General features: G+C 35.1%; 12 protein-coding genes. 8 read left to right on the forward strand and 4 right to left on the reverse strand.

Translation table 11 applies throughout. The features are described from left to right. Window positions 1–128: 128 nt before the first annotated feature. The 3 genes from hisD to FNW52_RS09720 all read right to left on the reverse strand — a co-directional run bounded on the left by hisD (window position 129) and on the right by FNW52_RS09720 (window position 3418). Window positions 129–1427, reverse strand: a complete 1299-nt coding sequence (gene hisD / locus FNW52_RS09710) for a histidinol dehydrogenase (RefSeq protein ID WP_143377270.1) — start codon at window positions 1425–1427, stop codon at window positions 129–131. An 81-nt stretch (window positions 1428–1508) separates the two neighbouring features. Continuing rightward, entirely contained in the window at window positions 1509–2366 is an 858-nt protein-coding gene (gene hisG / locus FNW52_RS09715) for an ATP phosphoribosyltransferase (protein ID WP_143377271.1), read from the reverse strand. Between the two features lie 320 nt (window positions 2367–2686). Then, window positions 2687–3418, reverse strand: coding sequence for an SDR family oxidoreductase (locus tag FNW52_RS09720; protein ID WP_143377272.1), 732 nt, complete (start codon window positions 3416–3418; stop codon window positions 2687–2689). A gap of 99 nt (window positions 3419–3517) precedes the next feature. On the opposite strand from FNW52_RS09720, the gene FNW52_RS09725 reads away from it, so the two are divergent. Further along, on the forward strand, window positions 3518–4345 hold the full coding sequence (locus tag FNW52_RS09725; protein ID WP_143377273.1) for a LysR family transcriptional regulator: 828 nt from the start codon (window positions 3518–3520) through the stop codon (window positions 4343–4345). Window positions 4346–4595: 250 nt separating this feature from the next. Here FNW52_RS09725 and FNW52_RS09730 read toward each other — a convergent pair whose 3' ends face one another. After that, complete coding sequence (locus tag FNW52_RS09730) at window positions 4596–6572, reverse strand: thiamine pyrophosphate-dependent enzyme (protein ID WP_143377274.1); 1977 nt, start codon at window positions 6570–6572, stop codon at window positions 4596–4598. 292 nt (window positions 6573–6864) lie between these two features. Between FNW52_RS09730 and FNW52_RS09735 the strand changes: the two genes are divergently transcribed. From FNW52_RS09735 to FNW52_RS09765, 7 genes are all read left to right on the forward strand, one after another. Then, entirely contained in the window at window positions 6865–7815 is a 951-nt protein-coding gene (locus FNW52_RS09735; RefSeq protein WP_143377275.1) for an isopenicillin N synthase family oxygenase, read from the forward strand. A 141-nt stretch (window positions 7816–7956) separates the two neighbouring features. After that, window positions 7957–8286 (forward strand): translation initiation factor, encoded by a 330-nt coding sequence (locus FNW52_RS09740; protein WP_143377276.1) that lies wholly within the window; start codon window positions 7957–7959, stop codon window positions 8284–8286. Between the two features lie 134 nt (window positions 8287–8420). Beyond that, complete coding sequence (locus FNW52_RS09745) at window positions 8421–9296, forward strand: nucleoside phosphorylase (RefSeq protein ID WP_143377277.1); 876 nt, start codon at window positions 8421–8423, stop codon at window positions 9294–9296. After that, window positions 9297–9737, forward strand: a complete 441-nt coding sequence (locus FNW52_RS09750) for a DinB family protein (RefSeq protein ID WP_143377278.1) — start codon at window positions 9297–9299, stop codon at window positions 9735–9737. Between the two features lie 102 nt (window positions 9738–9839). Then, on the forward strand, window positions 9840–10361 hold the full coding sequence (locus FNW52_RS09755; protein WP_143377279.1) for a GNAT family N-acetyltransferase: 522 nt from the start codon (window positions 9840–9842) through the stop codon (window positions 10359–10361). A 3-nt stretch (window positions 10362–10364) separates the two neighbouring features. Then, window positions 10365–10919, forward strand: a complete 555-nt coding sequence (locus tag FNW52_RS09760; protein ID WP_255515553.1) for a hypothetical protein — start codon at window positions 10365–10367, stop codon at window positions 10917–10919. Window positions 10920–11403: 484 nt separating this feature from the next. After that, entirely contained in the window at window positions 11404–12528 is a 1125-nt protein-coding gene (locus tag FNW52_RS09765; protein WP_143377280.1) for an SDR family oxidoreductase, read from the forward strand. The last annotated feature ends 86 nt before the right edge of the window (window positions 12529–12614 follow it).

Below are 12614 nucleotides of genomic sequence, written 5' to 3' on the forward strand. Positions count from 1 at the left end.
AAAGAGCTGAAAAATTAGAAAATAGAGAAAAGAATATAGAGAATAGACCTTGACGAAAGCTTTAAATTCCCAGTACTTACATTATTCTTTATTCTTTACTCTTTATTCTTTGCTCTTTTTTCTATTTTCTATACTCTATTCTCTTTTTCTATCTGATTTAATCTCAAGGTAACTGCATTTTTGTGGGCTTGCAATCCCTCGGCTTCTGCCATTATTTCAATAGCCGAACCGATATTTTGTATTCCAATTGGACTAATTTTCTGAAAAGTCATTCCTTTTGTAAAGCTATCCAAATTTACGCCGCTATAATTTTTGGCATAACCATTCGTCGGTAAGGTATGATTGGTTCCAGAAGCATAATCTCCCGCGCTTTCCGGAGTGTAATTCCCAATAAAAACGGAACCAGCATTGGCAATATTGTCTATATAAAAAGATTCGTCTTTGGTACAAATAATAAAATGCTCCGGTCCGTATTCATTGATTAATTCTAAAGCGGTGGTGTTATTTTCGACAAATATCAATTTTGAATTAGCAATGGCTTTCTCAGCAATGGCTTTTCGGGGTAAAACGGCCATTTGTGATTGAATTTCCAGTTCGACAGCATCAATTAATGCTTTTGAAGTAGAAACTAAAATCACTTGACTGTCCGTTCCGTGTTCGGCTTGTGATAATAAATCGGATGCTACGAAAGCAGGAACGGCAGTATCATCCGCAACAATCAACAATTCCGATGGACCTGCTGGCATATCGATGGCAACACCAAACTGAGTCGCCAATTGTTTGGCAACGGTTACAAACTGGTTTCCGGGGCCAAATATTTTATACACTTTTGGAATGCTAACGGTTCCAAAAGTCATTCCAGCTATGGCTTGAATGCCACCTACTTTTAATATTCTGGTTACTCCACATAAATTGGCCGCATATAAAATAGCTGGATTTATATTTCCTTGTTTATCCGGTGGTGAGCACAATACAATTTCGCTGCATCCCGCGAGATTTGCAGGTACGGCGAGCATCAATACCGTTGAAAATAAAGGTGCTGTTCCTCCCGGAATGTATAAACCAATTTTTTGGATGGGTCTTTTCTCTTGCCAGCAGTTTACTCCTTCAATAGTTTCTACTGAAACTGGATTTGTTTTTTGAGCTGCGTGGAATTTTTCGATATTCGACTTTGCCAATTGAATGGCTTGCTTCAATTCTGCTGAAATAGATGCAATAGCTGTAGTTATTTCTGCTTGTGAAACCTCCAATTGATCTACTGCAACACCATCAAATAATGAAGTGTATTTAGAAACGGCACTGTCTCCTTTTGATTGCACCTCTTTGAAAATTCCTTTTACAGTTGCTTCGATATCATCAACTGTTTGGGTAGGTCTTTCTAAAATGACAGACCAAGTTTCTGGTTTTGGGTTGTATATTTTGTTCATTTTAATTGTAGTTTAGAATGGTATGCAAATTTTTTCAATAGCTCGATTGGAATTTGGAATTTAAATGTTGGAATTTAAAATTTATAGTACCATTTTCTCAATTGGACATACTAAAATTCCTTCTGCTCCTACTTCTTTCAATTGGTCAATTACTTCCCAAAAAGTATCTTTGTCAATTACCGAGTGCACACTACTCCAGCCCTCTTGCGCCAAAGGCAATACCGTTAAACTTCTTAAAACGGGGAGAATCTTACCAACGGCTTCGATTTTATCATTGGGAATATTCATTAAAATGTATTTTGATTTCCTAGCTCTTAGTACTGATTCAATTCTGAATTTTAAGGTGTCAATTATTTTTTGAGACTCGGGGCTTACTTTTGGAGAAACTGCTAATACCGCTTCACTTTTGAAAATAACCTCAACCTCTTTTAAATTATTTTTGAACAAAGTACTTCCGCTAGATACGATATCTACAATTGCATCTGCCAATCCTATATTTGGGGCAATTTCTACAGAACCTGATATTTGGTGAATATCAACTGTTACTCCTTTAGAATTAAAAAAATTAAGTACTGTATTTGGATATGAAGTCGCAATACGCATACCGTCTAAATCTTGAACAGATTTGTAATTAAACGCTTTAGGTACTGCTACTGAAACTTTACATTTTGAAAAACCTAATTTTTGAATTACTTCAATATTTTTTCCTTTTTCAACTAATAAATTATCTCCAACAATAGCAATATCTACAACTCCATCAATTAAATATTGGGGAATATCTGAATTTCGTAAATACAAAACCTCTAAAGGGAAATTTGAAGCTTCTGCTTTTAATTGATCTATTCCGTTATCAATAGAGATTCCTGCGTCTTTTAGGATTTGGATGCTTTCTTCGTTTAAACGTCCTGATTTCTGAATTGCAATTTTTAATGTACTCATTTTTTTAGTTTTTTTGTTTAGAATAATGCTTGAGTACAAAGAATAGGTAATAAAAAACCCGTTTGATGTACTCAAACGGGTTTTAGAATATTGTGATTTACACGCATACCATTAACACATCGCTTGAGAGCAATTATGAAAATGATGATGATGTAATTGAATTGATAACATAACTTTATAAAATTTGATAATTCTTTGGTTTTTCTTTTGCAAAGATAAAGGATAAAATAATTATAAAACAATTTTTAATTTAACGTTACGTTGCTAAATTGTTAAATAAATCATCAAAGGCTTTCATTTCCTATTTGAAAGAGTAGCTTTTATTGCTGTTGTTTTGTTGCTGCCAAAACAATTTCCCTAATATTTACACCTTGTGGTTGGTTGTAAGCATACAAAATAGCACCAGCGACATCATTAGGCTCTAATACACCACCCATTTCCTCTTTCCATGCGTCATATCCTTCTTTTATTGTTTCAGAAGTAGTATGTGACAGCAATTCGGTTTCAACGGCACCTGGAGCAATGGTTACCATACGAACATTAAAGCTTGCTGCTTCTTCCCGTGCATTTTCAGTTATGGCATGCACCCCAAATTTAGTTCCACAATAGGCTGCATGATTAGCGAAGGTTTTTCTGCCGGCAATGGAACTGATATTGATAATTGTTCCGTGTTTTCTTTCCTTCATTTGAGGTAAAACAGCTTGCATTCCGTTTAGTAAGCCCAAAATATTCACGTCAAACATTTGTTTCCATTCTTTAGGATCTTGAGTCGCAATATCTCCAAGCAACATCACACCAGCATTGTTGACGATGGCATCAGCAGGTCCGTAAAGCATTTCTGCTTCGACAACGGCAGCTTTAAACGAATCGTAATCGGTAATATCAACTTTTTTGCAAAGGGTGTCAGGTAAGCCCAAAGCTTCCATTTTTTCTATTCTTCTGGCCAATAGCAACAATGGGTGTCCTTGTGATGAAAATAATTTTGCTGTTGCAGCTCCAATTCCAGAACTGGCTCCGGTAATAATAACTAAAGGGTTATGATACTTTTTCATTATGATGTATATTTGTATTTATTTATAACCTTACAAAGGTAGTAGTCTTGTGATTGGAGTCAAAATACTATTTTTTAATGCTTATCATATATTATATTTATGGATACAAGGATATTAAAATTTTTTGTTGCGGTTTACGAGCAAAAAAATCTGACCCGAGCTGCAGAACAGTGTTTTGTTTCACAGCCTAACATTTCAAGCGGAATAAAACAACTCGAGAATGAATTGGGAAAAGAACTCTTTAGTCGCCACAAAAGAGGTGTTATCCCAAAGGAATCCGCACATTATTTATATCCCATTGCCAAACGAATCTTGAGCGATTTGGCCTCATTGTCTGACTTATTTTTGCACGAAAAATTCAAACAGAAAATTTGTATTGGTGTTGCTCAAGACCTTCCTCAGGAATTCAAGAGTCATTTTTTTAAGGATGTATCCCAAAATATAGAGTTGCTGGAATGGGACATTCGCCCAATTGGAAGAGATTGTGAGATTAACTTATTAGTTCGGGAATGGAAATATGAAGAGGACTTGTTCCTGTCGCTTTGGCATGAAGACTATGTTTTGTGCGTTCCGGATAACCACCCTTTGCTGAAAAAAGAAGTTATTGAGTTGAGTGATTTGGCCGAAGAAGCCTTCATCCATTGTCCCCCTTGTGAGGCACATCAGCAATCTTTGTCTATCTTGAACAGTTCTGGAAGTAAATGGAATACTGTTGCCAATTGCGCCACTAAAACCGAAGTGTTGACGCTCTTGATGGCTGGATTGGGAATTACTTTTCTTCCGGAATCTTTCGCTAAGCCCTGGAAAGGCTTTCAAATAAAAAACTATAACGGACCTAAATACTACAGAGAAATAGGACTTTCCTATCCCAAAGAGAGTCTTAGCAATCCCGCTATTTCTCAGCTGATTGCCCTTTTTTCCAAATAGGGTTATAATTAAACAGCCTCACGAAATCGCACAATGTTATTAAGGTCAAGAGATTTTAGATTGTAGATTAACGATGTAAGATTTATGATTTGGTGTTGGTAAATATAAGATTATCATTTTTACGGAGTCTATCAGATCTGAAATCAAAAATCGTTAATCAAAAATCAGTAATCATTTTGTCAAATTTACCTTAATATTAATGACATTGCGAAATCACGAGGCTGTTTAATTCTATTAATGATTTAATAGTTTAATACTCCAAAAGTGCTTTCAACTCCTTTTCGAATCGGCCTTTCGGCAAATATTGATCTTCTAATGCTTTTGTAAACGGAATGGGAGAATCTAAACTCGCCACACGTTTTACTGGGGCATCTAGATATTGGAAACAATTTTCCATAATTAGTGCCGAAATATCGCTGGCAATACCACCAAACATAGAGTCTTCTTGATAAATGATTACTCTTCCTGTTTTTTTAACAGAAGCAAAAATAGCTTCAGTATCTAAAGGTTGTACCGTTCTTAAATCCAATACATCAGCTTTAATTTCAGGGTTTTTAGCTAAAGTATCCAAAGCCCAATGTACTGCTGCTCCAAAAGAGACAATCGTTACATCATTTCCTTCTTTTAGCAAAGCTGCTTTTCCTAATGGCAAAGTATAGTAATCAGTTGGAACCTCTTGAGACAAGCTTCGGTATAATTGTTTGTGTTCAAAGAACAATACCGGATTAGGATCATTTATAGAAGCGTTCAATAAACCTTTTGCATCGTATGGAAATGCTGGGTAAACCACCTTTAACCCAGGTGTTTTGGTAAACCAAGCCTCATTGGTTTGCGAATGGAAAGGTCCTGCTTGAGTACCACCGCCACAAGGCATACGGACTACAACATCCGCTTTTTCTAACCAACGGTAATGTGATTTGGCCAATAAGTTGACGATTGGATTAAAACCTGTCGAAACAAAATCGGCAAATTGCATCTCTACAATGGCTTTGTATCCGTTGATAGACAATCCCATACCTGCAGAAACCACAGCGCTTTCGCAAATAGGTGTATTGCGTACTCGCTCTTTTCCAAATTGCGCCACAAAACCATCCGTTATTTTAAAAGCACCACCATATTCTGCAATGTCTTGCCCCATGATAACCGAGTTTTCATGACGTTCCATCGATTGGCGTAAACTACTGGAAATGGCATCTATAAAACGAATGTTTTCAGTTCCTGCCGAAGGATGAATTGCTTCGTGTGTGTACGGTTTGTACACGTCATTTAATTCTTCTTCGTAAGTGGCTTCAATTTCGGGTTCAGCATTGGCAATAGCCAAACTATCGTCAATATCCTTTTTGATTTCCTGACGTATTTTTTCATCATAATCTGCCGTTAGAATATTATTTTGGGTCAGATAGTTTCTGTAATTGTCCACCGGATCTTTTGCAGCCCACATATCCATCAATTCCTGAGGGACATATTTGGTACCACTCGCCTCTTCATGACCACGCATTCTAAAAGTTTTAAACTCCAATAAAACAGGACGTGGATTTTCAATCATAGAAGCTTTCAATTCAGTCAATAAATTATAAACTTCTAATAGGTTGTTTCCGTCTATAATATGACTTTCAATACCATAACCCACTCCTTTATCAGCGAGGTTTTCACAACGATATTGCTCGTTTGTAGGTGTAGATAAGCCGTAACCATTATTTTCAATGATAAACATAACCGGCAATTCCCAAACCGCCGCAATATTCAAAGCTTCATGAAAATCTCCCTCACTAGTAGCTCCTTCTCCAGTAAAAACGGCTGTTACTTTTCCGTTTTTCTTCAGTTTATTGGCTAATGCTATTCCGTCTGCAACTCCCAATTGAGGACCCAGATGGGAAATCATTCCGATAATTTTATATTGCTGTGTTCCAAAATGAAAACTACGATCTCTACCTTTGGTAAAACCATTGGCTTTGCCCTGCCATTGCGAAAATAAACGGTATAACGGAATGTCTCTTCCCGTGAAAACACCTAAATTTCTATGCATTGGCAAAATGTACTCATCGGTATCTAAAACCGCTGTAACACCAACAGAAATGGCTTCTTGTCCAATTCCTGAAAACCATTTGGATACTTTTCCTTGACGAATAAGGATCAGCATTTTTTCTTCAATTAATCTTGGCTTGAGTATTCTTCTATATAAATCTAGTAATTTCTCGTCGGAAAGGTTTTTTCTGTCAAAATTCATATTTTCTTTTTTGTTGAATAGCTCAAAGATAAAAAAATATAACAGGTTTAATGTTTTTTGTTATATTTTTTTAATTTGTTCCTAATTTATAAAAATGTAACTGTTAAGTGATTAGTGATTAGCTTGAAATCGTAAATCAAAATAGTTCTAATGATAGACTCTTCTTTTTTTTGATGTATCCAAAGGCTAATCACTTTTAACTAATTACTATGGACTAATTTTTTACAAATTATTCTATATCTTTGTTCGTAAGAAGCTGTAAAGCTTCGAAAGTATTAAATATAGACATACTATGCAAAACATTCCTAGTGTTAACTTGCGTGATTTCCTTTCGGACGACCCGAAACGTAAACAAAAATTTGTAAATGAAATCGGAAGTGCATTTGAAGACATTGGCTTCGTAGCGCTCAAAGGGCATTTTTTAAACGATCAATTGGTTGAAGAATTGTATGGAGAAATTAGAAATTTCTTCGCATTACCATTAGATACCAAAAGCGGTTATGAAATTCCAGGAATTGGAGGGCAAAGAGGTTATGTTTCTTTTGGAAAAGAACATGCCAAAGGCAGAAAAGAAGGGGATTTAAAAGAGTTTTGGCATTTTGGACAGTACGTGGATCAAGATTCCAAATACGCTTCAGAATATCCTGAAAATGTCGAAGTAAAAGAATTACCACGCTTTAATGTTGTAGGTAAAGAGGCTTATCAAATGCTGGAAAAAACAGGCGTTTATGTCCTGAGAGCATTGGCTTTGCACCTTGGTTTGGATGAGTTTTATTTTGATGAATATGCCAAAGACGGTAATTCTATTTTAAGACCGATTCACTACCCACCTATTACAGCAGAACCTGCCAATGCCATTCGTGCAGCGGCACACGGAGACATCAACTTGATTACTTTGTTGATGGGAGCTCAAGGCAAAGGCTTACAAGTTCAGAATCATGATGGAGAATGGATTGATGCTGTTGCAGAACCAGATGAATTGGTAATTAATGTGGGAGATATGTTGTCTCGCCATACCAATAATAAACTGAAATCTACAATTCATCAAGTGGTCAACCCGCCTAGAGAATTATGGGGAACTTCACGTTATTCTATCCCGTTTTTTATGCATCCGGTTAGTGATATGAAATTGGATTGTTTAGCCAATTGCATTGACGCTGAAAACCCTAAAAAGTTCGAGGACATTACAGCTGGGGATTATTTATACGAACGTTTAGTAGACTTAGGTTTAATTAAAAAATAATTCTTATTTTTATAATGTAAAAAAGATGTCAAGTTCGCTTGATGTCTTTTTGCTTTTATAGAAATTAGGAACGCGGATAACGCGGATTTTAAATAAAGTTCAAATCCGCGTCATCAGCGTTCAAAAAACATACAAAAAAACATGGATTTAAAAGACCAATTAAAAAACCTTTTTCCGGATCACGAAGTAGCTCCTGAAGAAGAAATTGAAAAAGAAGCACACGAATTATACGTTCAAAAAGAACCTATGATTTGTAAATTCGAAAAAAGAAAAGGCAAAGCAACCACTATAATTGAAGGTTATGAAGGCACTGACGAGGATTTTAAAATTCTGGCCAAAGAAATTAAAACGAAATTGAGCGTTGGCGGTAGTTTTAAAGATGATTCGATTATCATTCAAGGCGATTATCGTGATAAAATCATGGTTATTTTAAAAGAAAAAGGTTTTAAGGTAAAACGAGTTGGCGGGTAAATAAAGTATTCAGTCTCAGTTTACAGTTTGCAAATGTAGTTTGCGAATTTTAGTTTAATTAAATATTCCCCTGCGAACTTTGCGTATCCCGATAGCTATCGGAATTGTGTGCTTTGCGGTTAAAAAAACATAAAATGTCTATACAACAATCTGAATTAATACTCAATCCTGACGGGAGTGTGTATCATCTTAATTTGAAACCAGAACATATTGCCTACGATATTATTTTTGTCGGGGATCAGGATCGGGTGGAGAAAATTACCAAGCATTTCGATACCATTGAGTTTTCGACCCAAAAAAGGGAATTCAAAACCCAAACGGGAACCTATAAAGGCAAACGCTTAACCGTGATGTCAACGGGTATTGGCCCAGATAATATTGATATTGTAATTAATGAACTGGACGCGCTTGTCAATATCGATTTGGAAACCAGAAAACCAAAAGAAAAACTTACCTCTCTAAATATTATCCGTATTGGAACTTCGGGTTCTTTGCATGCCGATATTCCTGTGGATAGTTTCGTACTCTCAAAATTTGGATTAGGACTCGACAATATGCTCCGCTCCTACTTGATTGATGCCGTTTCTAATATTGAAATGGAAAATGCTTTTGTAAAGCACACCGATTGGGATTTACGTAAAGGTATGCCGTACGCAATTTCGTGCTCCGAAAAATTGCAAAAAATAATAGAAAGCGACAAAATGCACAAAGGAATCACGGCAACTGCTGGAGGTTTTTACGGACCTCAAGGACGGGTTTTGCGCTTGGATATTCAAGATGTCAACTTAAATTCTAAAATGGATAATTTCCTTTTTGAAGACAATAGAATTACCAACCTTGAAATGGAAACAGCTGCTATTTATGGACTTTCGGCTCTTTTAGGACATCATGCTTTATCGTTGAATGCAATTATTGCCAATCGTGCTAGCGGAACTTTTAGTGAAGATCCGTATAAAGCGGTTGATGAATTGATTGAGTATACTTTAAATAAACTTTCAAATAGTATCTAAATGCAAAATACAATCTTTAAATTTCAGCAGTTGCTTGATGAAAATGCGACTTACTTGCCAACAATTGACAAAACGGTTTTAGAAGCAAAAAATCCTGATAAATGGTCTAAAAAAGAAATCTTAGGTCACTTGGTAGATTCGGCGGTTCATAATTTAGTTCGTTTTACAGAAATAAATTATCTAGAAAAGCCTTATCACCACAGGCCTTATAGTCAAAATGATTTGGTTAATTTGAATCAATATCAAACAATGGATATCAACGAATTAGCACAGATTTGGCTTTTATTAAACAAGCAAATTATTCGGGTTTTTAAAAATGCTGATGAAAAAGCACTCGATTATCAAATTATCATGAATGATGAATCGGTAATTGATTTGAAATTTCTAATGACCGATTATGTGGAACATTTAGAATATCACATTCTTCAAATTAAAGCTTAACCATGACTTTAGGTGTAGAATGGTTTCCGAATTGTCATTTCGCCTCTAAAGGCAAAAGCATGATAATCCAAATCCAAATCATTTAAATCAAATACTAAAACAATGAATATACTTTTAGAAACAGAACGCCTTATTTTAAGAGAAATAGTACCTACCGATGAAATGGCTTTATTTCTTTTAGACAGCAACCCAAACGTACATCAATACTTAGGAAATAATACAGTTTCTTCAATCGAGGAAAGTCGAAAATATATTGAAAACTTAAAAAACCAATATGCTCAAAACGGTATCGGGCGATTTGCCGTGGTTTTAAAAGAGACCAATGAAATGATTGGCTGGTCTGGAATAAAATTCATCACTGAACCGGAGAACAATCATGTCAATTTTTATGAAATTGGGTATAGATTCATTGAAGAGCATTGGGGTAAAGGATATGGTTATGAATCGGCCAAGGCTTGGCTTGACTACGGATTCAACCAAATGAAGATTCAAAAAATGTATGCTTCTACCAATAAAGAAAACGCTGGTTCCATAAAAATCCTTAAAAAAATCGGAATGCAACAAGTTTCAGAATTTGACTGGAACGGTATTCCTTGCTATTGGTTTGAACTCGAAAACAAATAGGTTATGACTGCTAACTTAACTTCCAAAGAGGAATTAACACAACAGCTTCTCGAATTAGGCATTTCTAATTGGAATGATGCATTGATACACGTAAAAAACATTCCCTACGGTCGAAACTCCAATCGCGAAGATTTGTCTTTGGTTTTAAAAGAAAACAAAGGCAGTTGCAGTTCTAAACATGCTTTTTTGAAAGAGATTGCCAATCAAAATAACATTCCAAACGTTCAACTGATTATCGGAATCTATAAAATGAAAGAATCCAATACTAAAATTGGAACCATTCTTTCCGACAATAACATTGATTTCATCCCAGAAGCACATTGCTATTTGAATATAAATGGCGAACGATTGGATTATACAACAGGATCCTCTAATTTCGAAAAAATAAAGAATGATTTGCTCGCAGAAATTGAGATTGAACCCTATCAAGTTGGAGAATTCAAAATCAACCACCATCAGGATTTTGTAAAAAAGTGGTTAATTGATACCAAATCCAACTTTTCGTTTTACGAAATTTGGGCTATCCGAGAAAAATGCATTACCTATTTATCGCTTTAATTGCCTGTGTATTAATACTTTTATCTAGGTATTTTTTGAAGGTATTTTTTTTTCGCCACAAATTAATCGCATTTTTTTTCTATTATAATGTGTCTTGTCCTAAAATAGGTTTATACATTTAAACGACAATTAAATGAGAACAAGTAAAGTCCCTACGGGACAACAGCATGTGCGTAAATTTATAACTACCAACATTTAATCCCTACGGGATATTGCTCCGTAGGAGATAAATGTTGGTAGAAAAACAAATTTACCGTGTCAATTGTCCCGTAGGGACTATACGAGACTAATTTACTTAGCTGTTTTTAATATGAACAACAAACTCATTAGTAACATTCTTTTAGACTAAAGCCACTATACTTAAAGAAATTCATGCAAATTCGTGCAATTCGTGGCTACCTTTTTTAACAATTTGTGGAAACCTAATAAATTAGTGGTAAAAGCAATTATAAGACTTACATTTGCATTTTAGAACAAAACGATAATGAAAATAATTCTTACGGGTGCTACAGGTGTTTTAGGGTCTCATATTATGTATGAAATTTTAGAACTTTTTATAAAAAACAACAATAATGACAAACTTTATATCATTGCCAGAAATAAAGGAAACAATACGGCTCTAGATCGTATAAACGAATTGCTGTCAAGTGCTTACACTCCAAACATACTTAAAGATAAAGGACTGAAAAAACTTCACGAATACCTTGAAATCATTGATATTGATTTGGCTTCTATAAAAGATACCTTTTCTAAAAAAATAAAAGGAGGGTATTTTATTCATTCTGCTGGGTACGTTAATCTATCTACGGATGAAGACTTAAAAGAGAAAATTTTTGATGAGAATGCCAAAATAACAAAATCGTTATTTTCTATTTTTCATCCTTTTATAAAAAAATTCATTTATATCGGTACTGCTTTTTCATCTGGAATTCGAAACGGACTAATTGACAATGATTTTCATAATTTAGATTTCACTCCAGAGCATCGCAATGCTTATGAAGATGCCAAATTTCATTCGGAAAACTTCATTGCCCAAGAATGTAAAACGCTGGGATTGCCATTTCAAATTCTGCGTCCGAGCGTGATTGGCGGGAAAATGCTTGGAAAAGAAAACAACTATTTCATTCCAAAATACATGGTTTTTTATCTTTTGGCCAAATTTTTTCACTTTACCTCACAGCGCAAAGGCGAGCAAGAAAATGTACGTTTCATCATCAACGAAGAAACAGGTCTGAACATCATACCGGTTGATTATGTGGCAAAAGTGATTGTAAATACGTTTGAAAGAGACGATATCGAGCAGCTTAATATTGTAAACGACAAAAGTTTCAATATTGTAAAAGGTTTGCAGCTGATCATGAAAGAGGTCGGTTATACCAATTTTACTTTAATACAAAACACCTTGGATTTTAAATACAAAAACACCATCGAGAAACTGTATTACGAAAGTATAGGTAAGCATCTAAAGCCTTATTTTATTACCAATGCCAACGAATATGACACCACATTGTTGAATTCAATTCTTGAAATTCCAAAATTAGACCACGAAGCGTTTACTAATATGATTCGCTATGCCATACTAAATAATTTCAAAGATATTAATGTGTAGTTATTGCGGAGTTACTAAGAATCTGAGTTTCTGAGATGCTAGGAAATTTAGATTTTTAGTAACTCAGGCGCACAGGCTCTTAAAAA

The organism is Flavobacterium sp. ZT3R18 (genome assembly GCF_007097385.1).
GTDB lineage: Bacteria > Bacteroidota > Bacteroidia > Flavobacteriales > Flavobacteriaceae > Flavobacterium.